Annotated in this window: 24 protein-coding genes; 8 read left to right on the top strand and 16 right to left on the bottom strand. The window is 72.7% G+C overall.

Annotated features, from left to right (window positions below; translation table 11 throughout):
• The first annotated feature begins 168 nt into the window (after positions 1 to 168).
• From OG242_RS24755 to OG242_RS24740, 4 genes are all read left to right on the top strand, one after another.
• On the top strand, positions 169 to 1,785 hold the full coding sequence (locus OG242_RS24755; protein ID WP_405900234.1) for an FAD-dependent monooxygenase: 1,617 nt from the start codon (positions 169 to 171) through the stop codon (positions 1,783 to 1,785).
• 32 nt (positions 1,786 to 1,817) lie between these two features.
• Positions 1,818 to 1,904, top strand: a complete 87-nt coding sequence (locus tag OG242_RS24750; RefSeq protein ID WP_311307652.1) for a putative leader peptide — start codon at positions 1,818 to 1,820, stop codon at positions 1,902 to 1,904.
• A gap of 104 nt (positions 1,905 to 2,008) precedes the next feature.
• Entirely contained in the window at positions 2,009 to 2,524 is a 516-nt protein-coding gene (locus OG242_RS24745; RefSeq protein WP_405900233.1) for a cysteine dioxygenase, read from the top strand.
• Positions 2,521 to 2,931, top strand: coding sequence for a rhodanese-like domain-containing protein (locus tag OG242_RS24740; protein WP_405900232.1), 411 nt, complete (start codon positions 2,521 to 2,523; stop codon positions 2,929 to 2,931). The genes OG242_RS24745 and OG242_RS24740 overlap by 4 nt, the downstream gene beginning before the upstream one ends.
• Positions 2,932 to 2,975: 44 nt before the next feature.
• Here the strand turns inward: OG242_RS24740 and OG242_RS24735 are convergent, their stop codons facing one another.
• Positions 2,976 to 5,525 (bottom strand): FtsX-like permease family protein, encoded by a 2,550-nt coding sequence (locus OG242_RS24735; protein ID WP_405900231.1) that lies wholly within the window; start codon positions 5,523 to 5,525, stop codon positions 2,976 to 2,978.
• Positions 5,526 to 6,123: 598 nt separating this feature from the next.
• On the opposite strand from OG242_RS24735, the gene OG242_RS24730 reads away from it, so the two are divergent.
• Complete coding sequence (locus OG242_RS24730; protein ID WP_405901719.1) at positions 6,124 to 6,759, top strand: hypothetical protein; 636 nt, start codon at positions 6,124 to 6,126, stop codon at positions 6,757 to 6,759.
• Between the two features lie 48 nt (positions 6,760 to 6,807).
• On the opposite strand, the gene recX is transcribed toward OG242_RS24730, so the two are convergent.
• The 4 genes from recX to OG242_RS24710 all read right to left on the bottom strand — a co-directional run bounded on the left by recX (position 6,808) and on the right by OG242_RS24710 (position 10,378).
• Positions 6,808 to 7,449, bottom strand: coding sequence for a recombination regulator RecX (recX, locus tag OG242_RS24725; protein ID WP_405900230.1), 642 nt, complete (start codon positions 7,447 to 7,449; stop codon positions 6,808 to 6,810).
• A gap of 3 nt (positions 7,450 to 7,452) precedes the next feature.
• On the bottom strand, positions 7,453 to 8,577 hold the full coding sequence (gene recA / locus OG242_RS24720; RefSeq protein ID WP_405900229.1) for a recombinase RecA: 1,125 nt from the start codon (positions 8,575 to 8,577) through the stop codon (positions 7,453 to 7,455).
• 237 nt (positions 8,578 to 8,814) lie between these two features.
• Positions 8,815 to 10,008, bottom strand: a complete 1,194-nt coding sequence (locus tag OG242_RS24715) for an AI-2E family transporter (RefSeq protein ID WP_405901718.1) — start codon at positions 10,006 to 10,008, stop codon at positions 8,815 to 8,817.
• Positions 10,009 to 10,183: 175 nt separating this feature from the next.
• Complete coding sequence (locus OG242_RS24710) at positions 10,184 to 10,378, bottom strand: DUF3046 domain-containing protein (RefSeq protein ID WP_405900228.1); 195 nt, start codon at positions 10,376 to 10,378, stop codon at positions 10,184 to 10,186.
• A gap of 80 nt (positions 10,379 to 10,458) precedes the next feature.
• Between OG242_RS24710 and OG242_RS24705 the strand changes: the two genes are divergently transcribed.
• Positions 10,459 to 11,373, top strand: a complete 915-nt coding sequence (locus tag OG242_RS24705) for a hypothetical protein (RefSeq protein ID WP_405900227.1) — start codon at positions 10,459 to 10,461, stop codon at positions 11,371 to 11,373.
• Between the two features lie 83 nt (positions 11,374 to 11,456).
• Here OG242_RS24705 and OG242_RS24700 read toward each other — a convergent pair whose 3' ends face one another.
• Genes OG242_RS24700 through OG242_RS24690 form a run of 3 tightly spaced genes read right to left on the bottom strand, consistent with a single transcriptional unit; the run spans position 11,457 to position 13,430 of the window.
• Positions 11,457 to 11,762 carry an AzlD domain-containing protein gene (locus OG242_RS24700; RefSeq protein WP_143617633.1) on the bottom strand — a complete coding sequence of 102 codons (306 nt, stop codon included), beginning with the start codon at positions 11,760 to 11,762 and terminating at the stop codon, positions 11,457 to 11,459.
• Complete coding sequence (locus OG242_RS24695) at positions 11,759 to 12,556, bottom strand: AzlC family ABC transporter permease (RefSeq protein ID WP_405900226.1); 798 nt, start codon at positions 12,554 to 12,556, stop codon at positions 11,759 to 11,761. The genes OG242_RS24700 and OG242_RS24695 overlap by 4 nt, the downstream gene beginning before the upstream one ends.
• A gap of 10 nt (positions 12,557 to 12,566) precedes the next feature.
• A complete protein-coding gene (locus OG242_RS24690; protein WP_405900225.1) occupies positions 12,567 to 13,430 on the bottom strand; it encodes an AraC family ligand binding domain-containing protein in 864 nt (287 codons plus the stop codon).
• Between the two features lie 100 nt (positions 13,431 to 13,530).
• Between OG242_RS24690 and OG242_RS24685 the strand changes: the two genes are divergently transcribed.
• Both OG242_RS24685 and OG242_RS24680 read left to right on the top strand, forming a co-directional pair.
• Positions 13,531 to 18,192, top strand: a complete 4,662-nt coding sequence (locus OG242_RS24685) for a DEAD/DEAH box helicase (protein WP_405900224.1) — start codon at positions 13,531 to 13,533, stop codon at positions 18,190 to 18,192.
• A 161-nt stretch (positions 18,193 to 18,353) separates the two neighbouring features.
• Positions 18,354 to 19,184, top strand: a complete 831-nt coding sequence (locus OG242_RS24680; RefSeq protein ID WP_405900223.1) for a DNA-formamidopyrimidine glycosylase family protein — start codon at positions 18,354 to 18,356, stop codon at positions 19,182 to 19,184.
• A gap of 34 nt (positions 19,185 to 19,218) precedes the next feature.
• Here OG242_RS24680 and OG242_RS24675 read toward each other — a convergent pair whose 3' ends face one another.
• The 8 genes from OG242_RS24675 to OG242_RS24640 form a co-directional block, all read right to left on the bottom strand.
• On the bottom strand, positions 19,219 to 19,482 hold the full coding sequence (locus OG242_RS24675) for a hypothetical protein (RefSeq protein ID WP_405900222.1): 264 nt from the start codon (positions 19,480 to 19,482) through the stop codon (positions 19,219 to 19,221).
• Positions 19,483 to 19,645: 163 nt separating this feature from the next.
• Complete coding sequence (locus OG242_RS24670; RefSeq protein WP_405900221.1) at positions 19,646 to 19,843, bottom strand: CsbD family protein; 198 nt, start codon at positions 19,841 to 19,843, stop codon at positions 19,646 to 19,648.
• A gap of 40 nt (positions 19,844 to 19,883) precedes the next feature.
• Entirely contained in the window at positions 19,884 to 20,354 is a 471-nt protein-coding gene (locus tag OG242_RS24665; protein WP_405900220.1) for a Dps family protein, read from the bottom strand.
• 335 nt (positions 20,355 to 20,689) lie between these two features.
• Positions 20,690 to 21,073: a helix-turn-helix domain-containing protein gene (locus tag OG242_RS24660; protein ID WP_018105285.1), complete on the bottom strand. Its 384-nt coding sequence runs from the start codon at positions 21,071 to 21,073 to the stop codon at positions 20,690 to 20,692.
• Positions 21,074 to 21,182: 109 nt separating this feature from the next.
• Complete coding sequence (locus OG242_RS24655) at positions 21,183 to 21,692, bottom strand: CinA family protein (protein ID WP_405900219.1); 510 nt, start codon at positions 21,690 to 21,692, stop codon at positions 21,183 to 21,185.
• Positions 21,689 to 22,405, bottom strand: coding sequence for a CDP-diacylglycerol--glycerol-3-phosphate 3-phosphatidyltransferase (pgsA, locus tag OG242_RS24650; RefSeq protein WP_405900218.1), 717 nt, complete (start codon positions 22,403 to 22,405; stop codon positions 21,689 to 21,691). The genes OG242_RS24655 and pgsA overlap by 4 nt, the downstream gene beginning before the upstream one ends.
• Positions 22,402 to 23,880, bottom strand: coding sequence for a 30S ribosomal protein S12 methylthiotransferase RimO (rimO, locus tag OG242_RS24645; RefSeq protein WP_405900217.1), 1,479 nt, complete (start codon positions 23,878 to 23,880; stop codon positions 22,402 to 22,404). Before rimO ends, pgsA begins: the two co-directional genes overlap by 4 nt.
• Positions 23,881 to 24,012: 132 nt before the next feature.
• Positions 24,013 to 24,813, bottom strand: a complete 801-nt coding sequence (locus OG242_RS24640; RefSeq protein ID WP_405900216.1) for a helix-turn-helix domain-containing protein — start codon at positions 24,811 to 24,813, stop codon at positions 24,013 to 24,015.
• Positions 24,814 to 24,845 lie beyond the last annotated feature (32 nt).

The raw sequence follows: 24,845 nt of genomic DNA, 5'->3' as shown, positions 1-24,845 counted from the left end.
CGCCGCGTTCCGGCGTCGCTTGACGCAAGCACCGGCAGTAGGTTGCATACGTTCTGTGATCGCGCACCGAGCCCCCGACGCCGCAGCACCCCCTTCGACGCCCGCGCACCTTCCGTTCCGTTGCACCGGACCGTTCCGTTTCACCAGCCTTTCGACGGGGGACGCGCCGTGGACCCGGTGATCGTCGTCGGTGCCGGGCCGGTCGGCCTGGCGCTGTCGCTCGCCCTCGCCGGGCAGGGCGTGCCGTCCGTGCTGCTCGACGAGGACCCCTCCAAGGACGAGACACGCCCCGCCCGCACGGTCGTACTGCGCGAGGACACCGCGGCCTTTTTGGACCGTCTGGGCTGCAAGGCGCTTCGGGACGAGGGGCTGCGCTGGACCGGCTGGCGGTCGGTGCGGCGCAGGCAGCTGGTGCGCGAGCTGCCGCTCGGCGAGGAGCCGTCCCCCGGCAGCGGTGTGTCGGCCGCCCCGGTACACGTACCCCAGCACGCGCTGGTGCGGAGTCTGCGCGACGCGGTGTCCGCGCACGAGCTGGTGCAGACGGCCGGGCCCAGCCGGATCGACACGCTGGAGCAGGACCCGGCGGGGGTCACCGTGCACACCAGGGAGCCCGGTTCGACCTGGTGGCGCGGGAGTTACCTGGTCGGCTGCGACGGGGCCCGGTCCACCGTGCGCAAACTCCTAGACATCAGGTTTCCCGGGCGTACGGCGGTGGAACGGCACGCCGTGGCCGCCCTGCGCACCGAACTGCCCTGGCCCGGCGAGGCCGTGCTGCACCGGTCGCCGCCGTGGCGCACCGGTGGCACCGAGGTCACCGCACGCCCGCTGCCCGACGACGTGTGGCGGCTGGACTGGCTGCTGCCCACGCGCGGCGAACTGGTCACGCCGGACGCGCTGGTCACGCGGGTCCGGGACACCCTGGCCGGCTGGTGCGGCGAGACACCCCCGTACGAGCTGCTGGACACCGGCGTCTACACGCTGCACCACCGGCTGGCCCGCCGCTGGCGCGTGAAGCGGGCCTTCCTCGCCGGGGACGCAGCCCATCTGCTGGGCGCCCTGGGGACACAGGGGCTCGACGAAGGGCTGCGGGACGCCGAGAACCTCGCCTGGAAGCTGGCCCTCGCCTGGCACCACGGGGCGTCCGACGCGCTCCTCGACAGCTACCAGGCCGAACGCCGCGCCGCCGTCGCCTCACGGCTGCGCGCCGCCGACCAGTCGCTGCCGATACTGCGGGGCGGCGGAGGTCTGCGGACGCTCGTACCGGGGAGCGCACGGGGGCACGACTCGCTGCTCATCGACGGGCATCTGGGCTGCGGCCCCCTCGGTGCGCCCCCCTCCTACGCGCTGTCCCCCCTTGCGCCCCCGCGCGCCGAGGCGCACACCTCGGTGGGTACGCCCCCCGGTGCGCCGGTGGCCGATGTCCGGGTCACGGCGCCCGACGGCACCGCGGTACGGCTGCGTGAGCGGCTGGGTCAGGGGCAGTTGCTGGTGGTGCTCGTCGCGCCGGGAACCGGAGTCTGGGACCGGCGCCACTGGATGCGCGCCGGAGTGATGCCCCGGCTGGCGGAGGCCGTGACGGCAATGCCGGTGAAGGCCGAGCTGCTGGTGGCCGAGAGCTATCCGGGGGCCTCCGCGCACACGGTGCTGCTGGTCAGGCCGGACGGGCATCTCGTCGAGGCGTTCGGCGGGGTGCGTCCGGCGGAGCTGCTGGCGGCGGCGGAAGCGGCGCGCGGCGGTGCGGCCCGGGCGTCGGTGGGTGCCGACCGGACCGCAGACGTCAATTGACCCTCACGGGCGCGCATGGTCTACTCCGGGTCATGACCGACACCGATGTGCGCCTGTGGCGGAGGGTCCATATGGACCTGCTCCGCTATGCGGGCTGCGTGTGTCGTCCGTCCTGCTGAATCGCCTTCACCTGCCGTCGCCGTGCGCTCTGCCGTGCGGCGGGGCGTCCGCGCGAACTCTCAGGACGGTCTCCGTGTCTGCCTCTCCCTTCCCCACTGTCCCCGTGCCCACGCACACGCCCGCTCCGGCTCCGGCCGCGGCGGAACTGCTCGACTTCGTCCGCCGCACCGCCGCGGACACCGCACTCATCGCCTCCCTTCCTCTCGACCCCGAGGGCCGGACCTGGATCCGGCTCGACGGTCCCGGTGGCAGCGAGGCGTGGCTGATCGGCTGGCCGCCGGGTACCGGCACCGGCTGGCACGACCACGCCGACTCGATCGGCGCCTTCCTCACCGCGGCCGGCACGCTCAGGGAACGCTCCCTCGCCGCCCGGCTGCCCACCGACGGCTGGAAGACCCTGGAGCTGGCCGAGGACATCGACCGGACCCGGGACCTGACGCCCGGCCGGGGCAGGGCCTTCGGCCGCCACCACGTCCACGAGGTGCTGAACGAGTCGACCACGGAGCACGCCGTCTCCGTACACGCCTACTACCCGCCACTGCCGCGCATCCGGCGCTACAGCCGCACCGGCGCGGTGCTCCGGCTGGAGCAGACCGAGGGACCGGAGGACTGGCAGTGAGCCGCGGACCGCACGAGGGCGACGACACCCCGCCCGGGATCGACGAGCTGCTGGAGCGGGTCAGGGCCGGTTACGTACGGCTCGGCCCCCAGGAGGCGTGGGCGGCGGCCGTCGAGGGCGCCCTGCTCGTGGACATCCGTTACGCGGAACTGCGCGAGCGGGACGGGCTGATCCCGGGGGCACTGGTCATCGAACGCAATGAACTGGAGTGGCGGCTCGACCCGCGGGGAAGCCACCGGGTCCCGGAGGCGGTGGACCACGGCATCCGGGTGGTGGTGATCTGCAACGAGGGGTACGCGTCGAGCCTGGCCGCCGAGTCCCTGCACCGGCTCGGCCTGTATCGGGCGACGGACCTGGACGGCGGCTTCCATGCCTGGCGCACGGCGGGTCTCCCGGTCCAGGCATGAGGTGAGGGGGACGCCCTCCGCCGTCCCCCTCACCCGTCTCCCCGTCACCGGCCGGTCGCGGCCTCCACCGGGCGGGTGCGCAACGCGAACCGGCCGGGCAGCGCCGTGGCGACCAGGGCGAGCAGCGCTGCGACGCCCACCACGGTCCCGTACACCAGCGGCAGCACACCGGGCGCCGCACCGCCCGTCATCCCGACGCTGAAGGCGGTCAGCACGGCGAGCGCGATGCCGGTGCCGAGAGCGGTGGCGATGACCAGGACCGACAGGGTCTCGGTCCGGAGCATCCGCAGCACCTGGCGGCGGGTGGCTCCGGCGAGCCGCAGGAGGGCGAATTCGCGGAACCGCTCGGAGACGGACATGGCCAGCGTGTTGACGACGGCGATGGCGGTGAAGGCGAGGACGAGCCCCATGGCGAGCAGGTTGACCTCGGCGTTCTCCTGCTGCCGGTCTGCCTGGAGCCGGTCGGCGACGGCCGGGGCGACGACATTGACGCCGGGGAACCTCCTGACGGCGGCGGACAGTTGGGCTTCGGATGCCGCACCGGCCACCATCACCGTCGCGGCCAGCGGGTTGTCCATGTGCCGTGCGACCAGGTCATGCGGCAGGGTCAGGTCCCCGAAACCGAGGCCGCGTCGGTAGACGGCGGCAACCGTGAGGGTGGCGGGAGTGCCGTCGCCGAGGTGCAGCTTCAGTTCGCTGCCGGGGCGCAGCCCGAGGCCGTCGGCGGCCGACTCGCTGATCGCGGCGGACCGCTCGTTCGCGGCGAACGCGGCGAGGGAACCGCTCGTCACGCCCGGGTCCCAGGTCCGGGTGAGCCCCGGGCCGGTGACGCCCTGCGCCGCGTACTTCTCCAGACCGACCCGCACGGTGGTCCGTACGACCTCCGTGGCCGCGGTGACGCCGGGCGTCGCACGGACCGCCTCCGCCGCCGCCGAGGGAACGCCCGGGCCCTGTGCGCCGAGCACCCAGGTGGCGCGGATGCCCTCCCTGGCCTGGGAGCGCGCGGCGCCGTCGACGGTCGGCTGGAGGAAGAGAACCGTGCAGGTCATGCCGATGAGCAGGGTGAGCGGGGTGACGACGGAGGCAATCCGGGTGGAGTTCCCCCGGACGTTCGCGGTGGCCAGGGTGCTCATCGGACCCGTCCGCCGGAACACGCCCGCCATCAGGAAGGCGGCAGCCCGCACGAGGAGGGGACCGAGCAGCGAGACCGCCGTGGCCAGCACCACCACCGCCAGGAAGGTGACCGGTGTCGAGGCGGCCTCGGTGTGCAGCACGCTCAGGACTCCGACCAGCGTGCCACCGCCGGCGAGCAGGAACAGCCCCACGAGGACGCGTCCCCGGGCCGGGCGGCGGCGCTCGACCGCGGACTCGGCCATGGCCTCGGCCGGACGCAGACCGGCGATCCGGCGGCCGGAGATCCGGGCGGCGGCCCAGGCGCCGAGCAGGGTGACCGCGACGGCGACGCAGGCGGGGAATATTCCGGGCGTACGTTCCAGGGTCGGCGGTGTCACGCCCATGCCGGTGAACCTGCCGTACAGCCAGTCGGCGAGCGGCAGTCCGGCGAGCGCGCCGAGGACCCCGGCGAAGGCGCCGACGACCAGGGCCTCCCGGCCGAGCAGCCGGCGGACCTGCCGCGAGGTGGCGGCGATGGTACGGAGCAGGGCCAGCTCGCGGTGGCGCTGCTGGATGGAGAGGGCGAACGTCCCGACGACGACGAGCACCGCGACCAGCAACGAGGTGCCGCCCATGGCGCCGCCCATCGAGACCAGCTTGACGCGGGCCCCCGCCGCGTCGAGGAATTCGACCGGTCCGCGCCCGTCCCCCGTCGCCACCTGGGCGGTGGTGCCCTCGAGGGCGGCCGTGACCTGCTCCTTGAGCGTGCCGATGTCGGTCCCGGGCTCGGGAAGGACACCGATCGCGCTGACCCGGCCGGTGCGGTCGGCGAGCCGCTGGGCCTCCGCGTCGGAGAAGAACAGCGAGCGCTGCTGCCGGAGTTCGCCCCGCCCCTGGGGCGTCGCGATGCCGCTGATCCGGTACGTGCGCGGGGCACGGGTCGACTGCACGGTGACCCGGTCCCCGGTCGCGAGGCCCGCCCGTACGGCGAGGGTCCGGTCGATCACCACGTCGTCGGCGGACGCCGGGGCACGGCCGGCGGTGAGCGCGAAGGGGGTCAGCGGGGCGGACGACCAGGCGTGCCCGTGGAGGGGGACGTCGTCCGCCGCTTGGGCGGGGAGCTCCAGCGGCTGGGCGAGGAAGGTCAGTTCGGGGACGACCTTGCGGACACCCGGCAGGCGGCGCAGCCGGTCGGCGGTGGCTGCGGGAAGCCAGGCCCGTTCAGCGACGGGCTTCGCCTTGTGCTTGATCTTCGTCTTGCCGCCCTTGTGCTTGACGGTCGTGCGGTGGACGTTCTGGTCGGCCGAGACGATCAGCGGGGCCGCCGCGTACCGCTCGGTGGCGATGCGGCCGCGCAGCCCGGTCTCCAGCAGGGTGCCGCAGGCGGTGACGAGTGCGGCGGCACACATGAGGGCGAGGAACGCCCCGAGGAATCCCGCCTTGCGGTGCCGGATCGTCCGCAGGGCATAGCGCAGCATCATGAGGCGTCCGTCTCTGATCGATCGGGGTCCGGGAAGGTGAGCAGGCGGGTACGAACCGTCCGGGCACCCGGTGCGAGGCGTTGAAGCAACTGCTGCCGCCGCGCCCGGGCAAGCGCTTTGGGGGCGGCCAACTCCGTGATCCCTGGCATACGTCACACACTGCTCTGTGCACCGGCACCTGCGCACTGGAGCATTCCGGCGTCTCCGTAGGGGGGTTGCCCCCCGGGGATTTACGGCTGCGCGTGGCGGGCGGGGTGAGCGCGGCTTTACGGGGTCGAGGCACGGTTCACCGGAGCGCCGGGGCGCGGTCCCGAAGGAGCCGGGCACCGTGCGGGCACCGGCTTCCCGGTTCGGGTGCGGCGCCGCTCTCCGTCCGACGCGGGCACCACGCCCCGCCGGGCGCCCCAGTCTCGTCTCAGCACCGGTCCGCCACCGGAATGCCCCCGTGACACACCCGTATGGCGTCGCTCAGGTGGAGCGGCCCCGGTGGCGGGCGGACATTCGCCTCACGGCGGGTGCGGCCGCTCCGGCCGGCCCGCCCGCCCGCCGGGACGCCGTCAGGGCGCCGGTACGCCGCTACGACGGGGAGCACGCACCGATGCCCACCACCGCCCTCACCCCCGATGAACTCGACGCCCAGGCCGCGCGCCTCCATGACACGGACGCCTGGCGCCAGATCGTCACCGGCTGGGACCTGACCGCACCGACGACCGAGTCCCCGGGCCCCGCGATCAGCGCCCCGCCCGCGCCGGCCCCCGCTGCCGACTGGCGCGCCCTGCTCTCCGTGCCGGTGGACCAGCTGATCGCCGACAGCGTCCAGGCCCTGCCCCCCGCCGCACCGCGCGAACGTCCGCTCCCCGGGCGCATCGGTGCCATGCTGCCCGACCGGCTCCACACGTGGCGGCGCATCGGGCGGCCCGAGGTGCCGCCGTCCGTCCATCTCGCCCATGCCCGGCAGATCCTGACCGAGTGGGGCTGGCAGAACACCCCGTACCGGCTGCGGAACATCCGGGGCGCGCGCTGCGTCTGCGGCGCCATGCTCACCGCGCACCGCCTGGGCTACGGCTCGGCGGAGACGGTCGACCGGGCCGGCGCCTGGCTGATCGCCGAACTGCGCTCCCAGGGCTGGACCGGGCTGATCGGGCCGTGGAACCGCTACCCGGGGCGTACCGCGACGGACGCCCTCGCCCTGATCGACGCCACCATCAGCCGCGCGGCACGCGCCGGCCAGTAGCGCCCGGCGCCTCCCCGGCGGACCGCTGGGAGGACCACAGCCCCGTCGTCAGAACGGCTCGTCCAGCCCGTCCGTGTCTTCCCCCTCTTCCTCCAGCGCCCGGCGCACCACGCGCAGGGCCATGCCCTCGCCGTACCCCTTGCGGGCGAGCATGCCCGCGAGACGGCGCAGCCGTTTGTCCCGGTCCAGGCCCCGGGTGGACCGGAGCTTGCGGGCGACGAGCTCCCGCGCGGTCTCCTCCTCCTGCTCGGAGTCGAGCTGCCCGACGGCTTCGGCGATCACCGCCGCGTCCACGCCCTTGGTCCGCAGCTCACGGACCAGCGCACGACGGGCGAGCCCGCGGCCGTGGTGCCGGGACTCCACCCAGGCGTCGGCGAACGCCGCGTCGTCGATCAGTCCGACGTCCTCGAAGCGGGACAGCACCTCCTCGGCCGCCTCGTCAGGGATCTCCCGCTTGCGCAGGGCGTCCGCGAGCTGCTTGCGGGTGCGCGGTGTGCCGGTGAGCAGGCGCAGGCAGACGTTGCGGGCCTGCTCGACGGGGTCGCGCGGTTCCCCCTTCTCGGCCCTCGACGAGGAGGGGGAACCGCTGTCACTGGACCGGGAGCGGGCACGGCGCCCCGCTCCCTCCCCGGATCCGGAGGCCGCGCCGGGGTCGGCGGCGCTGCCCGGCCACTGCGTACGACGCGTCACGGCTTAGCTCTTGGCCGCGGCCGCCTTGGCCGGCTTCGTCTTGCCCGCCGCAGCCGTCGCCGGCTTCGCCGCTGCCTCGGCCGGAGCCGCCGCGCCCGCCGCGTCCGCACCGGACTCGGCGACGTCCTCGGGCTGGACGCCCACGCCCAGCTTCACCAGGATCTTCTTCTCGATCTCGTTGGCGAGGTCGGGATTGTCCTTGAGGAAGTTGCGCGCGTTCTCCTTGCCCTGGCCGAGCTGGTCGCCCTCGTACGTGTACCAGGCGCCGGCCTTGCGGACGAAGCCGTGCTCCACGCCCATGTCGATCAGACCGCCCTCGCGGCTGATGCCCTGGCCGTAGAGGATGTCGAACTCGGCCTGCTTGAAGGGCGGCGCGACCTTGTTCTTGACGACCTTGACGCGGGTGCGGTTGCCGACCGCGTCGGTGCCGTCCTTCAGCGTCTCGATCCGGCGGATGTCGAGGCGCACCGAGGCGTAGAACTTCAGCGCGCGGCCTCCGGTGGTGGTCTCCGGCGAGCCGAACATCACACCGATCTTCTCGCGGAGCTGGTTGATGAAGATCGCGGTGGTCTTGGACTGGTTGAGCGCGCTGGTGATCTTCCGGAGCGCCTGGCTCATCAGACGGGCCTGGAGACCCACGTGCGAGTCACCCATCTCGCCCTCGATCTCCGCGCGCGGCACCAGGGCCGCGACGGAGTCGATGACGATCAGGTCGAGGGCGCCCGAACGGACCAGCATGTCGACGATCTCGAGGGCCTGCTCACCGTTGTCCGGCTGGGACAGGATGAGGCTGTCGATGTCGACGCCGAGCTTCTTCGCGTACTCGGGGTCGAGGGCGTGCTCCGCGTCGATGAAGGCCACCGAGCCGCCGAGCTTCTGTGCGTTCGCCACCGCGTGCAGCGTCAGCGTCGTCTTACCGGAGGACTCCGGTCCGTACACCTCCACCACACGGCCGCGCGGCAGGCCGCCGACGCCGAGCGCGACGTCGAGCGCGGTGGACCCGGTGGGAATCACCTCGATGGGCTCGTTCGGCCGCTCGCCGAGGCGCATCACCGCGCCCTTGCCGAATTGCCGTTCAATCTGTGCGAGTGCGGCGTCCAGCGCCTTCTCGCGGTCGGTTCCTGCCATGGGTTCCACCCGATTTGCTTGAGTCGATCGCTTCACGTCAAAGACGCTAACCCCTGCCACTGACAATGGGCCTCGACGTCCTCCCGGCCTGTGGACAACTCCACGGTCGGGCCCGGGAAAACCCGGCCGGAATCCCATGAGAATGGATGTTCGATTTTAGTGTCAAGCGCACCACGTCGCCCCGGGACGGGTGGCGCCGCGGCCTGACAGGACCGGCCGCCGGCCTCGGGAGCGTCCTCAGGCACTCGGCCTGGCAGGCCCCTCCGGCCGCTGGGGATCCTCCGTCTCGCCGCCTTCCGGCTCCCGGCCGTCCTCGCCCGAGAGGGCGGCGCGCATCCGTCTCAGACGGGCCCACAGGGGCTCTCCCCGCACTCCGGGTCGGTTGCCGTGGACGCGCGGGTCGTCCGTGACGTCGTACCGCTTCACATACGCGCCGAGGAACGCCTGGAGCGTGGCCACGGCCGGGATGGCGATCAGCGCGCCGACGGCGCCCATCAGTGCCGTACCCGCGATGACCGAGCCGAACGCGACCGCGGGGTGGATGTCCACCGTCTTCGCGGTCAGCTTCGGCTGGAGCATGTAGTTCTCGAACTGCTGGTACACCACGACGAAGCCGAGGACCCACAGCGCGTACCAGGGATCGACGGTGAAGGCGATCAGCATCGGCAGGGCGCCCGCCAGGTAGGTGCCGATCGTGGGGATGAACTGGGAGACGAGCCCGACCCAGACCGCGAGTGCCGGCGCGTACGGCACTCCGAGGGCGGCCAGCAGGACGTAGTGCGCGATACCGGAGATGAGCGCCATCAGGCCGCGCGAGTAAAGGTAACCGCCGGTCTTGTCGACCGCGATCTCCCAGGCCCGCAGCACCTCGGTCTGGCGGGCCGGGGGCAGCACGGAGCACAGCCCGCGACGCAGCCTGGGTCCGTCGGCCGCGAAGTAGAAGGAGAACAGGAAGATCGTCAGCAGCCGGAACAGGCCCCCGAGGACCGTCGCCGAGACGTCGAGCACACCGGTCGCGCTGTTCTGGACGTACTTCTGCAGCCAGTCGGAGTGCAGCAGGCTGTCCTGGACCTCGACGCGGGAGAGTTCCGTGTGGAAGGTCTGGTTGACCCAGTTGATCACCGAGTCGAGGTACTTCGGGAAGTCCTCCACCATGTCGACGATCTGGCCCGCGAGCATCGAGCCGAGCAGGACGACGAAACCCGCCCCGGCGACCAGCACGAGGAGGAAGACCAGGAAGGTGGCGAGGCCACGGCGCATACCGCGGGCCGACATCCGGCTCACGGCGGGCTCGATGGCGAGCGCCAGGAAGAAGGCGATCAGCACATTGATGAGCAGACCGATGAGCTGGTCGAACGCCCAGCTGCCGAGCCGGAAACAGGCGTAGAGCGCGAGGGCGAGGACCATGGCACGCGGCAGCCAGGCCGGCATGCGGGCGGGCCCGGTGCCGGACGGCGGGGCCGGGGGTGCGGGCGGCGTGCGGGGCGGCTGGATCTGAGCGGTCTCGTCTGTGGGTGCCACGGAGCAAGTCTGGCCTATCCGGGTGACGATCCGTCGCGCGCCCCGGGAGGTGGAGGGCCCGCCTCCGGTCGAGGGCCGAAGGACCTCAGCGCTTGTCGGCGGGGATGTCCATCGCCCTGCAGACCCCGCGCCAGACGTCCTTGGCCTCCCAGCCGGCCGCAAGCGCCTCGTGGACCGTGCGTCCCCCCAATTCGGCCATCACATGGTCGCGTGAGAAGGAGTCCGCGTAGGCCGCGCCGAAGTGGTCCGCCATCCGTTCCCAGAAAATCGTCAACCGCATGCCCTCAGTATCCCGCTCCTGAGAGTGCAGCCGGACGGCTCCCGCCCTGCTCGGGGCGCCCCAAGCCCTACGGTCGGTCCATGGCTGCAACTGGAACAAGTCCCCTCGACCGTGCCGAGCAGTTCATCTGGCTCACGGCCCGCGTCCTCGAACAGCGGCGGTTCGCCCACCAATTCCTGGCCGGAGGCCCGGACCCGGTGGAGACGGCCCTCACCGCGTACGCCAACGAGGACGGCGGCTACGGCCACGCACTCGAACCCGATCTCCGCGGCCCCGCAAGTCAGCCGCTGCACACGGCCCACGCACTCAGCGTCCTCGACTCCATCGGCCGTTGCAGCGGCCTGCGGGTGGAGCGGATCTGCCGGTACCTGACCGACGTGTCGACCAGGGAGGGCGCCCTGCCCGCACTGCTTCCCACACAGCGGGGCTATCCGGCGGCCCCCTTCATCCCGATCGTCGACGACCCGCCGGCCGAGCTGCTGGCCACCGGGCCCGTCGTCGGGCTGCTGCACCGCAACGCCGTGTGGCACGCCTGGCTCTTCCGGGCCACCGACTTCTGCTGGTCGGCCGTGGACGCCCTGGAGGTGTCGCACCCGTACGAGATCGAGGCGGCGGTCGCCTTCCTGGACGGGGTGCCGGACCGGCCCCGGGCGGAGGCCGCCGCCGAACGGCTGGGGCGGCTGGTACGCGAACAGCGGCTCGCCGTGCTCGATCCGGAGCGGCGCGCGGAGTACCCGGTGGCGGCCGGGTACGCACCCGGTGAGCAGCACTTCCCGTACGACTACGCCCGTACACCTGAATCGCTCGCCCGGCGGTGGTTCACCGACGCCGAGATGGAGCGCGCGCTCGACCACCTCGCCGCCACGCAGGAGGAGGACGGCGGCTGGCCGGTGACCTGGCGGCAGTGGGCACCCGGGACTGCGCTGGAAGGGCGGCCCCTGGTGACCCTCAGGGCACTGGAGACCCTGCGGGCCCACGGTCGCACGTTGGGCTGAGACGGTCGCACTCTGGGGTGGGGAAGATGCCGGGTAAGGGGCAGGGCCCATGGAGCGAGCCCCTTACCGGTCAAGGCCCCGGCTCACCCCAGCGCGCGCACCCCGGCGGTAACGGCCACGGCCGCGCCCACGACCACCAGAAACGGGGCGCGCAGGACGAGGGCGAGCGCCGCCGCCGCGAGCCCGGCACCCCTGGCGTCCAGGGCCAGGTGCTGTCCGTCACCGAAGGTCTGCTGGGCGGTGAGCGCGGCCAGCAGAGCCACCGGCAGCAGGGCTGCGAGGCGCTGGACGAGCGGGCGTTCCAGGGCACCCGCGGGCACCAGGAGACCGAGGAGTTTGGCGAGGTAGCAGCCGACGAAGGTGAGGGCGATGGCGATCCAGACGTTCATCGGCCGTCCTCCGCCCGGGTCGCGCCGGCGTCCTTCGCCCCGGTCACATGCGCCTCGCCGCCCTTGGCCCGTCCCATCAGGAACAGGACGACGGGAGCGGCGAGCGCGGACAGCAGGACGGGCACCCCGGCCGGCAGCACCGGCAGGAGGCCGAGGGCGAGCAGGACGGCGAGCCCCGCGGTGACGCGCTCCGTCGTCGACTTCAGCATCGGGGCGAGCAGGGCGAGGAAGACCGCCGGGCTGGCCGCGTCGAGCCCCCAGGCGTCGGTGTCGCCGAGCGCCTCGGCCCCCAGGGCGCCCACCAGGGTGGTCAGGTTCCACAGCACGTAGAGGGTGAGCCCGGTGACGGTGAAGCCGATCCGCGCCGCCCGCCGGGTGGGCTGGGGCAGCGTCACGGCGGTCGTCTCGTCGATGACCCACTGGGCGGCGAGCGGGCGCAGGGCGCGCGGCAGGGCGAGGAGCTGTGACAGGCGCAGCCCGTAGAAGGCGTTGCGCACGCCGAGGAAGAAGGCCCCGGCGGCCGCGGTGTACGGGTTGCCGCCGACGGCGAGCGCGCCGACCAGGGCGAACTGGGAGGCGCCGGTGAAGACGAGCAGGCTGAGCGCGCACGTCTGGAGCAGGCTCAGGCCGGAGCCCGCCGAGGTGACGCCGAAGGCGAAGCCGGAGAGGCCGACGGCTATGCCGACGCCGAGTGCGTCGCGTACGACGGCCGCGTCCGGTTTGGCACCGGCGGCGAGTGTGCTGCCGCCGCCCGGTTCGGCGGTGGTGCGAAGGGGTGCTGTCTGTTCTGCCACGTCCCGCACGCTACCGGGACCGCTCCCGGCCGGTCTTGTACGTTCTTGCACGTTCGCGCTGGTAGGCGCCGGGTGGTACGCCCACGATCCGGGTGAAGTGACGGTTCAGATGCGGCTGGTCGGTGAAGCCGACCTCCGTCGCCGCGACCGAGGGGGCCGTGCCCGCGTCGAGCATCCTGCGCGCACGCCGCACCCGGGCGTCGGTGAGCCAGGTGTGCGGAGGCATGCCGTACTGCTTCTTGAACGCGCGCAGCAGGGCGAAGGGGCTCGTGCCCAGCTCGCCGGCCAGTGCCTCCAGGGTCGGCGGGTCGGCCATCCGGGACTCCAGGAGAGCCCGGGCGCGCGCCGCGTCACGGACCCCTCCGGCGCGTGGCACGCGGACGGGGAAGGCGCTGCCGTGCCGGGCGAGCAGGCGGGTGACGACGATCCGGAGCACGCTGTCGGCGGCCAGGGCGTTGCCCTCCTCGGCCGCCCGGTGGACCTCGCCTATCAGCCGGGCCGCGCACGGATCGGCCACCCCGGTCTCGGTGAAGCCGACGGTGCCGCGCAGATCCGTCGTATCGGCGGCGATGTCGTTGACCACCTGCGCGGACGGGTAGAGCGTGTCGTACACCCAGCCTTCGGGGACCCCCGCCCGTGCGGTGTGCGGGACCTCCGGGTTGATCATGACGACGGTGCCGGGGCCCGCGTGCAGGGTGCCGCCGGGTGTTCCGATGGCCTCGACGCCCTGGCTGACCGAGGCGAGGACGTAGCCCTCGTGGCTGTGGCGCGGGAAGGTGTGCCGGATGTAGCGGGCCCGCAGCAGGTCGAGGTCGGGCAGCTCGGCGTAACTCCAGTGCCGCGCCCACTCCTCCGGTTGCTGTGCTCCTGCCATGGTGGGATTGTCCCAGCTCGCGGGTGCCCCGGCCGTCGGCACGGGGGCCGCTCGGCGGTTGTCGGGCCCGTTGTCAGTGGCGGGGTGCACGATGGGGAGCATGACCGGCTCCGCACTCGATTCCTTCTCCCCCGCGACCCGCAGCTGGTTCGCGGGGGCCTTCAGCGCGCCGACCGCCGCGCAGGAAGGCGCCTGGCGGGCGATCGGCGAGGGGTCCGACGTGCTGGTCGTGGCACCGACCGGTTCCGGCAAGACGCTGGCCGCCTTCCTCGCCGCGCTGGACCGGCTGGCGGCCGTCCCGCCACCTGCCGACGCGAAGAAGCGCTGCCGTGTGCTGTACGTGTCCCCGCTCAAGGCGCTCGCGGTCGACGTGGAGCGCAATCTGCGCTCACCGCTTACCGGCATCCGCCAGGAGTCCGTGCGCCAGGGCCTGCCCGAGCCCGAGGTGCGGGTGGGCATCAGGTCGGGCGACACCCCCGCAGCCGAGCGCCGCTCGATGGCGACCCGCCCGCCGGACATCCTGATCACCACCCCCGAGTCGCTCTTCCTGATGCTGACGTCCTCGGCCAGGGAGGCCCTGTCCGGCATCGAGACGGTGATCCTGGACGAGGTGCACGCGGTGGCGGGCACCAAGCGCGGCGCCCATCTCGCCGTGTCGCTGGAGCGCCTGGACGAACTGCTGCCCCGGCCGGCCCGTCGCATCGGCCTGTCGGCCACTGTTCGGCCGGTCGACGAGGTGGCGCGCTTCCTCTCGCCGCAGCGCAAGGTGGAGATCGTCCAGCCGCCGTCCACCAAACAGTTCGACCTTTCGGTGGTCGTGCCGGTCGAGGACCTCGGCGAGCTGGGCGGCTCCCCCGCCGCCGACGACACCTCCGGGCAGGCCGAGAAGCCGTCGATCTGGCCGCATGTGGAGGAGCGGATCGCCGATCTCGTCCAGGCACACCGCTCCACCATCGTCTTCGCCAACTCCCGCCGCCTGGCGGAGCGCCTGTGCAACCGGCTCAACGAGATCGCGTACGAGAGGGCCACCGGCGAGACCATGCCGGAGGCCCACTCCCCCGCCGAGATCATGGCGGAGTCCGGGGCGGCCAAGGGCGCCCCCGCCGTGCTCGCCCGCGCGCACCACGGGTCGGTCTCCAAGGAGCAGCGCGCCCAGGTCGAGGAGGACCTCAAGGCGGGCCGGCTGCCCGCGGTGGTCGCCACCTCCAGCCTGGAGCTGGGCATCGACATGGGGGCGGTCGACCTGGTGATCCAGGTCGAGTCGCCGCCCTCGGTCGCCTCCGGCCTGCAGCGGGTCGGCCGCGCCGGCCACCAGGTGGGCGCGGTCTCCACCGGTGTCGTCTTCCCGAAGTACCGCGGCGACCTGGTGCAGGCGGCCGTGGTCACCGAGCGGATGCGCACGGGCTCCATCGAGGCGCTGCGCGTGCCGTCCAATCCGCTGGACGTGCTGGCCCAGCAGCTGGTCGCGATGGTCGCCCTGGACAGCTGGCAGGTGGACGACCTGCTCGCGGTGGTCCGCCGGGCCGCCCCCTTCGCCTCGCTGCCCGAGTCGGCGTTCACGGCGGTCCTCGACATGCTCGCCGGCCGATATCCGTCGGACGCCTTCGCGGAGCTGCGCCCCCGCGTCGTCTGGGACCGCGTCGCCGGTACGGTCACGGGCCGCCCCGGGGCCCAGCGCCTCGCCGTCACCTCGGGCGGGACGATCCCCGACCGCGGTCTCTTCGGGGTCTTCCTCGCCGGCGCCGACCCCAAGAAGGGCGGCGGCCGGGTCGGTGAGCTGGACGAGGAGATGGTCTACGAGTCCCGGGTCGGTGACGTCTTCACGCTGGGCACGACCTCCTGGCGGATCGAGGACATCACCCGCGACCGGGTCCTCGTCTCCCCCGCGCCCGGCGTCCCCGGGCGGCTGCCGTTCTGGAAGGGCGACCAGCTGGGCCGCCCGCTGGAGCTGGGCCGCGCGCTGGGGGCCTTCCTGCGCGAGCTCGGCGGGCTCTCCCCGGAGGACGCCCGTGACCGCCTGCTCTCCGCCGGCCTGGACACCTGGGCCGTGGACAACGTCCTGGCGTATCTCGACGAGCAGCGCCGGGCCTGCGGTCATGTCCCGGACGACCGGACCATCCTGGTCGAGCGCTTCCGGGACGAGCTGGGCGACTGGCGCGTGGTCGTGCACTCCCCGTTCGGCGCGCAGGTGCACGCGCCGTGGGCCCTGGCGCTCAGCGCCCGGCTCGCCGAGCGGTACGGGATGGACGCGCAGGTCATGCATGCCGACGACGGCATCGTGCTGCGGCTGCCCGACGCCGACATGATGGGCCTTGACCTCCTCGATTTCGACCCGGAGCAGGACCCCGGCGAGGGCTCCCCCGCACCGCTCGCCCCGGCCAACACCGCCTTCGACAGCGACCAGCCCCCGGTCGGCGCCGCCGACGTTGCCTTCGACAAGGGCGAGATCGCGCAGATCGTCACCGACCAGGTCGGCGGCTCCGCCCTGTTCGCCTCCCGGTTCCGCGAATGCGCGGCCAGGGCGCTGCTGCTTCCCCGCCGCAGCCCGGGCAAACGCACCCCGCTCTGGCAGCAGCGCCAGCGCGCCGCACAGCTCCTCCAGGTCGCCTCCGAGTTCGGCTCCTTCCCCATCGTTCTCGAAGCGGTCCGCGAGTGCCTCCAGGACGTCTTCGACGTTCCGGGGCTCACGGAGGTGATGGGCGATCTGGAGGCCCGCCGCATCCGCCTTGTCGAGGTCACCACCCAGGAGCCCTCCCCCTTCGCCCGCTCGCTCCTGTTCGGGTATGTCGCCCAGTTCCTGTACGAGGGCGACTCGCCGCTCGCCGAACGGCGCGCCGCGGCGCTCTCCCTGGACTCCCGGCTGCTGGCCGAGCTGCTGGGCAGGGCGGAGCTGCGCGAGCTGTTGGACGCCGACGTCCTGACGGAGCTGGAACGGGAACTCCAGTGGCTGACGGACGACCGCCGGGTCAAGGACGCCGAGGGCGTCGCGGACCTGCTGCGGGTGCTCGGCCCGCTCACCGAGCAGGAGCTGGCCGAGCGCGGGGCCGAGTCCGCCTGGGCGAAGGAGCTGGAGGCCGCCCGCCGCGCCATCCGGGTCCGGATCGCCAGAACAGCGCACTGGGCGGCGATCGAGGACGCGGGCCGGCTGCGCGACGCGCTGGGCACGGCGCTCCCTGTCGGAGTCCCCGAAGCGTTCACCGAACCGGTCAAGGATCCCCTCGGTGACCTCCTCGCCCGGTACGCGCGTACACACGGCCCGTTCACCTCGACCGCGGCCGCCGCCCGCTTCGGCCTCGGCACCGCGGTCACCGACGGGGCGTTGCAACGGCTCGCGGCCTCGGGCCGGATCGTCCAGGGCGAGTTCCACCCCGCCGGAATCGGCCAGGAGTGGTGCGACGCGACGGTCCTGCGGCGGCTCCGACGCCGTTCACTGGCCGCCCTCCGCCACGAGCTGGAGCCGGTCCCGCCCGCCGCCCTCGCCGGATTCCTGCCGCAGTGGCAGCACCTCGGCGGCAACAGCCTGCGCGGGATCGACGGACTGGCCCGCGCCATCGAGCAGCTGCAGGGCGCTCCCGTCCCCGCCTCCGCGCTGGAGCGGCTCGTCCTCCCCGGCCGCGTCAGCGGCTACACGCCCGCGCTCCTCGACGAGCTGACCACCACCGGGGAGGTCGTGTGGGCGGGCGCCGGAGCGCTGCCCGGCAAGGACGGCTGGCTCTCCCTCTACCTCGCCGACAGCGCGCCTCTGCTCCTCCCCCCGCCCCGGCCGCTGGAGCTCAGCGCACTGCACGAGTCCGTACTGACCGTGCTCGGCGGCGGCTACGGCCTCTTCTTCCGCCAGATCGCCGACCAGGTCCGCACCACCACCCACCCCGACTGCACCGATCCGCAACTGGCGGACGCCCTGTGGGACCTCGCCTGGTCGGGCCGGCTGACCAACGACACACTCGCGCCGCTGCGCTCCCTCCTGGGCTCGGGCCGCACGGCGGGATCGACCGCGCACCGCGCTCGGCGCAACGTCCCGCGCGGCCGCTACGGCACCCTCACCGCCGCCGCGCGCCCCGCCTCACGCACCGGGCCGCCCACGGTCTCGGGCCGCTGGTCCCTGCTGCCGGCCCTCGAGCCCGAGCCCACGCACCGAGCCCACGCCCTGGCGCGCACCCTGCTCGACCGGCACGGCGTGGTGACCCGCGGCGCGGTGCAGGCGGAGGGCGTCGAGGGCGGATTCTCCGCGGCGTACCGGGTGCTGTCCGCCTTCGAGGACAACGGCCAGGCGCGCCGGGGCTACGTGGTGGAGGGACTGGGGGCCGCGCAGTTCGCGATGGACGGCGCGGTCGACCGGCTCCGCGCCGTCTCCACCGCCCGGGACCGTACGGATCCGGGCGCCGACCCCCGCGCCCTCGTCCTCGCGGCGGCCGACCCGGCCAATGCGTACGGGGCCGCTCTGCCGTGGCCGGAGCCGCCGGACGGGGCCGGGCACAAGCCGGGCCGCAAGGCGGGCTCGCTCGTCGTCCTGGTCGACGGCGAGCTGACGCTGTACATGGAGCGCGGGGGCAAGACGCTGCTGGCCTGGCCGACCGACCCCGACGCCCCCGCACTCCGGGCAGCGGCCACGGCACTGGCCTCGGCCGCCCGCGCCGGGGCCCTCGGCGCGGTGACCGTCGAGCGCACCAACGGCGTCTCCGCCCTGACCTCGCCCCTGGGGCGCACGCTGGAGGCGGCCGGCTTCCTGGCCACCCCGAGGGGCCTGCGCCTGCGCGCGTAACCCGCTCCGAGCCCGCCCCACCCCCGGAGCCCCGCAGAAGAACGCCCCACACCTCGCCCCCGCAGCCCGCAGCCCGCAGCCCGCAGAAGAACGCCCCCACACGCCTCGTCCACAGAGACCCCGGAACCCGCCCCACCCCCGCCCCGCCGCATCATGGAGGCATGCCCGAAGGAGACACCGTCCTGCAGACCGCCGGGCGGCTGCACCACGCGCTGGCCGGTCAGGTCCTCACCACGTCCGACCTCCGCGTCCCCCGGTTCGCCACCGCCGACCTCACCGGCCGGTCGGTCCTGGACGTCACGGCGCGGGGCAAGCACCTGCTGACCCGGATCGAGGGCGGGCTCACCCTGCACAGCCATCTCCGGATGGACGGGGCCTGGCGGATCTACGCCGCCGGCGAGCGCTGGCGCGGCGGCCCCGGCCACCAGATCCGGGCCGTCCTGGGCAACGCGGCGCACACCGCCGTCGGCTACCGCCTGCCTGTCCTGGAACTTCTGCGTACCCGGGACGAGGAACAGGCGGTCGGCCACCTCGGACCCGATCTGCTGGGCCCGGACTGGGACGCCGACACCGCTCTGCGCAATCTCCTGAGCGACCCCGCCCGCCCCCTCGGCGAGGCCCTGCTCGACCAGCGCAACCTGGCCGGCATCGGCAACATCTACAAGGCCGAACTCTGCTTCCTGGCCCGCGCCACCCCCTGGCTCCCCATCGGCGAGGTGCCGGCCCCGACGGCCGCCCTGCTGGTCAGCACGGCACAGCAGTTGCTCGACGCCAACCGGGACCGCCCGAACCGCATCACGACCGTGGGCGGCCGCTCCCGTACCGTCGCCCACGCGTCGGCCCGCGCGCGGCGGCCGAGCGAGAATCTCTGGGTCTACGGCCGGACGGACCGCCCCTGCCTGCGCTGTGGGACCCCGATCCGCGCGGCCGAGCAGGACGGCCGTCCCGCGTACTGGTGCCCGCGCTGCCAGTCCGGTCCGGCCCCTGCGTAAGGAGCGCTCGGCTCGCAGCAAATCCCCTGGGTCCCTACCTGACGACCCACTGCCGCCAGGACCGCGCCGCTCTCCGTATCCAGGCCGCGCCGCGCCGCAGCAGACCCGTTGCGGCGTCGAAGACGCCCATGGGCCGGGCGGTCGCCGCCACGTGCACCGGCAGGAGGCTCAGCCCCCAGCCCCCCGCCGCCACCGCTCCCTCGACCACCCCGGCGCGCGCCGGCTCCAGGACCAGCCGCAGCACGGCCCACCACCACAGCCCGCAGAGAACGAGCGCCGGTACCCATCGCCGTACCATGGCTGCCTCCTCCGGCCGAACCTAGTCGCGCCCGCAGCAGGGGGCGAGAGCGCACCGTTGCGCCACCGGCGCGCGCGGGGCGCCCGCACCACCCCGCCACATCACCGCCCCCCTCTCAGCGCAGAGCCCCCACCCGCAGGTGGGGGCTCGTCGCGTGGACGGGTCAGTCCTTGTCGTCGGACAGGGAGTCCCTGACGCCGCCCGCCCGGTCACGGGCGCCGTCCATGGCGTCCTTGGTCTTCCCCTTGGCCTGGTCCGCCTTGCCCTCGGCCTCCTTGCGACGGTCGCCGGTCATCTTGCCCATGGCTTCCTTCGCCTTGCCGGTGACCTTGTCCTTCGCGCCTTCGTTCTTCATGCTCATTCCTCCATTGGGGAGAACTGGTGGGTGTCGCGGAATCCGCTCAGGCGCTCTCGGCCTGGAACATCCACGCGTGCTTCTCGAGGTCGGCGGTCAGCGTGATCAGGATGTCCTGGCTGACCGGGTCGGGGCTCTCGGTCACCTCGATGCGCTCACGCATCCGTCCGATCACCACGCCCAGGGCGTCGACCAGGGTCTTCACCGCGTCCACGTCCTTGATCCAGCCTTCGGACACGGAGGCGATGGCCGTGCTCCTGGCGATCGTGGCGGCTCGGCCGTCCGGGTTGACGCCGAGCGCGGACGCCCGCTCGGCGACCGTGTCGGAGTGCTGGCGGGCCGTGTCGACGACGTCGTCGAGCTGGAGGTGCACGGACCTGAACCGCGGCCCGACCACGTTCCAGTGGACCTGCTTGGCCACCAGAGAAAGGTCGAGAAGATCCACCAGGGCGCCCTGGAGGGCGTCCCCGACGGTCTTGAGGTCGGTCTCGGACAGTGGGCTCTTCACCACAGACATGCACGTCTCCGATCTGAAATCCGTTCCGTTCAGCAGCACCCACGATGGCACAAACGAAGCAAAACGGTCATTCGAGGAAGTCTCCGGTGCGATGAGCTCGTCGGCTCGGAAGGTGCTTGAACGGCCCCGCACGAATGCGGTGGCCAGGAACGAGTTCGTTCCGGAGCGTTCCTCGGTCTCTCATCCAGCCGCCTGCCCCCCATCGCCCCGCTGACACACGAACCGCCACGAAAAGAACGGCCCGTCCACATGCGAAAACCCCGGCGCATGCGAAAGCCCCGGCCCACCCCACGAAGGGGAGGACCGGGGCCTCGGTCAACACCGAACCAATCGGATCAGGCGGCGACGACGTCCACCGCTTCTGCGGGCGCCTTGATGGTCACCCGCCCCGTCGGTACACCCGCCACCGAGGTAACGGAGACGGAGTTGAGCATGGGGCGCACCGGTACAGGTACCGGATCGCTGGCCGCTGCCGACTCGGCCAGTTCGGCCAGGGACAGCTCATCGCTCACTTCACGCATGAGCTCGGACATCCGTACGTCAAGCGCGTCGCAAATGGCGGAGAGCAGTTCGGAGGATGCCTCCTTCTGCCCCCGCTCCACCTCGGAGAGATAGCCGAGCGAAACTCGGGCGGACGAGGAGACTTCGCGCAGAGTACGGCCTTGGCGCTGGCGCTGCCGACGCAGCACGTCACCCAGCAGGCGACGGAGCAGAATCATCGGTGGCTCCCTCCTCGGACCGCGTAGCCGCATCCTTCACGCCCCACCGTACCGCCTAGCGCTGCGGCCGTGCGGGGAGCGATGTCGTGTTCACTCAGGGCTGCAAACATCAATTCCCCCCGTTCTCTTCCGTATCCTGTGCGCTCGCATTCTCGTCGAGTTCGCCTGAGAGCAGGTCGAGCGCGCTTCTTACGCTCTCCTTACGGATGTCCGCACGGTCGCCGTTCAACCGCAGGGCAGCCACATTCCCGGTGCCGTGCGGGCCGCTGACCGCGACAAAGACCGTCCCGACGGGCCGGCCGTCCTGTGGTTCGGGGCCGGCGACGCCGGTGGTCGCCACTCCCCAGTCTGCGCCCAGAGCTCGTCGTACGCCTGTTGCCATCTGGCGCGCGACCTCGGCGTCGACCGCCCCGCGCTCCGCCAGGAGGTCCGCGTCGACCCCCAGGACTTCACTCTTGAGGGGGGTCGCGTAAGCCGTGACCGAGCCGCGGAATGCCTGTGAGGCGCCGGGTACGGACGTCAGTTCGGCCGCGACCAGGCCGCCGGTCAGCGACTCCGCGACGGCGAGGGTCTCCCCCCGCTCGACGAGCCGCCGCAGCACCCGGCCCGCGGCAGTCACCGCTCGGCCTCCGCCGCGCTCCGGGCCGAGGAAACCGTCCCGGCCACTTCAGAGGCGCCCTCGGCCGCACGCTCCGCCGCCAGCCCCTGGCGGCGCAGCACGACGGCCTGGCGGACGTAGTCGAGGCCGGTGACGACCGTCAGCACGACGGCCACCGCCATCACCCAGAAGCGCAGGGTGGCCAGCGGACCGGTCAGCGCCAGCACGTACATCCCGACCGCCGTCCCCTGCGCCAGCGTCTTCATCTTGCCGCCGCGGCTGGCCGGAATGACCCCGTGCCGGATCACCCAGAACCGCAACAGCGTGATGCCCAGCTCACGGAAGAGGATCACGCCCGTGACCCACCAGGGCAGGTCGCCCAGATACGACAGGCAGACCAGCGCCGCGCCCATGATCGCCTTGTCGGCGATCGGGTCGGCGATCTTCCCGAAGTCGGTGACCAGGTTGTACGTCCGCGCCAGATGCCCGTCGAACAGGTCGGTGATCATGGCGATGGCGAAGGCGGCCCAGGCGAAGGAACGCCAGGCCGGGTCGTACCCGCCGTTGTGGAGCAGCAGCACCACGAAGCCGGGGACGAGCACCAGCCGGGCCATCGTCAGGAGGTTGGCGATGTTCCACAGACTGGCCTGATTGACCGCAGCGGCGCCCAGCTTTCCGCTACGGACCGGCGTCGCGCCGGAACCGCCTGCCGCGGATGCCGGGACTCCGGTCATCTGGCTACCTCCACAAGCTCACTGCACTCGGCGATCAGGTCCACGCCTTCGGTGCCCACGACCTTTGCCTCGACCATACGGCCCGGGACCAGGCCCTGGCGTGTGGTGAAGAGCACCTGGCCATCCGTTTCGGGCGCCTGGTGCGCGGCACGGCCGATGGCGCGCGGCTCGTCCTCGGTGGGTTCGACGGACTCCACCAGCACCTGGAGCGATTCACCCATGCGCTCCTCGGCCCGCTGCGAGGTCAGTTCCTCGGCGAGCTGGGAGATGTGCGCGAGGCGCTCCGCGATGACGTCGGCGTCGAGCTTGTTCTCGTAGCCGACCGCTTCGGTGCCCTCCTCGTCGGAGTAGCCGAAGACGCCGATGGCGTCGAGACGCGCACCCGTGAGGAACCGTTCCAGCTCCGCGAGGTCATCCTCGGTCTCGCCGGGGAAGCCCACGATGAAGTTGGAGCGGGCACCTGCCTGCGGTGCCTTGCTCCGGATCGTGTCGAGCAGCTCCAGGAAGCGGTCGGTGTCGCCGAAGCGGCGCATCGCCCGCAGCACGGCGGGCGCGGAGTGCTGGAAGGAGAGGTCGAAGTAGGGCGCGACCTTCGGCGTCGAGGTGAGGACGTCGATCAGGCCGGGCCGCATCTCGGCGGGCTGCAGGTAGCTGACGCGGATGCGCTCGATCCCGTCGACCTCCGCGAGCTCCGGCAGCAGGGTCTCCAGGAGACGGATGTCACCGAGGTCCTTGCCGTACGAGGTGTTGTTCTCGGAGACGAGCATGACCTCCTTCACACCCTGCTCGGCCAGCCAGCGGGTCTCGCCGAGCACGTCCGAGGGGCGCCGGGAGATGAAGGAGCCGCGGAAGGACGGGATGGCGCAGAAGGAGCAGCGGCGGTCGCAGCCGGAGGCCAGCTTGACCGAGGCGACGGGGCTGGTGCCCAGCCGGCGGCGCAGGGGCGCGCGCGGCCCGGAGACCGGGGCGACGCCCTCGGGCAGGTCGGCGGGGGCGGGGGCCACCTCCTGCGCGTGGCCGGGCAGGGACACCGCGGCGTCCTGCCGCTCGGCGGGGCTGATCGGCAGCAGCTTGCGGCGGTCGCGCGGGGTGTGGGAGGCGTGGATGCCGCCGTTGAGGATGGTCTGGAGGCGGTCGGAGATGTCGGCGTAGTCGTCGAAGCCGAGGACGCCGTCCGCTTCCGGCAGGGCCTCGGCGAGGTCCTTGCCGTAGCGCTCGGCCATGCAGCCGACGGCGACGACGGCCTGGGTGCGGCCGTGGTCCTTCAGATCATTGGCTTCGAGGAGGGCATCGACGGAGTCCTTCTTGGCGGCCTCGACGAACCCACAGGTGTTGACGACGGCGACATCGGCATCGGAGGCATCCTCGACGAGCTCCCAGCCGTCCGCTGCCAGGCGGCCTGCGAGCTCCTCCGAGTCCACCTCGTTACGGGCGCAGCCAAGAGTGACAAGGGCGACGGTACGGCGTTCGGGCATGGACTCAAGACTACTTTGTCCCGGCACCGACCCCGGCGCGGAGGGTTGGCCCGTTACCCGGAGTGACAAAGCGGCGAGCGCCCGGCACGGTGGCCGGGCGCTCGCCGCGCCGCTGTACTCGGGGTCGGACGGTCAGCCGACCTCGGGGTCGCCCTTGGTGTACGAGAGCCGCTCGACCTGTCCGGGCTGGAACTGGTCCTCGACCTTCTTGCCGTTGACGAAGAGCTCTATCGACCCGGCGTTGCCGAGAACGAGGTCGACGCGCTCCTTGTCCTGGAAGGTCTTCGACTCGCCCTGCTGGAGCGTGCCGTCGAACAGCGACCGGCCGTTGTGGTCCTTGGCCGAGATCCAGCTCTTGCCCTGGGTGGCGCTGAGCTTGACCGTGACCTTGTCCTGGGGCGCCGCGGCGATGGCGCTCTCGGACGGGGCCGGCTTGGGGTCGGCGGGCCTGCTGGCGGAGGGCTTCGGGGCGATCTTGTCGGACGTCGGGCCCTCGGCGACGCGGCCTGCTGTCGCGGGCTCGTCGCCGCCCTTGAAGAAGGTGAAGCCGACGAAGCCGATCACAGCGACGATCGCCGCGACCATGGCCGCGGTCCAGTTGGGCCGACGGGGTTCGGAACGGATGCGTTCGGCCTCGAACAGCGGCGCCGCCGGGGTGGGCGCGGGACGGCCGCCGTGCTCGGCGTCGTACTGCGTGACCAGGGGTTCCGGATCGGTGCCGACGGCACGGGCGAATGTGCGGATATGACCGCGGGCGTACACGTCGCCGCCGCAGCGGGAGAAGTCGTCCTGCTCGATCGCGTGCACGATGGGGATGCGCACCCGGGTGGACGTGCTGACCTCTTCGACCGTGAGGCCTGCGGCCAGACGAGCCTGCTGAAGCACTCGGCCGATCGAAGGCCGGTCGTCTTCGGGGGAGTTGCCGATGGACACGGGGGCGCCTTTCGAGCGTGAGCCACCTGCTG

The sequence above is a fragment of the Streptomyces sp. NBC_00727 genome (assembly GCF_045161745.1).
Taxonomy (GTDB): Bacteria; Actinomycetota; Actinomycetes; order Streptomycetales; family Streptomycetaceae; genus Streptomyces.
The sequence above is the reverse complement of the archived record's forward strand: the minus strand, read 5'-3'. Positions and strand labels throughout refer to the sequence as shown.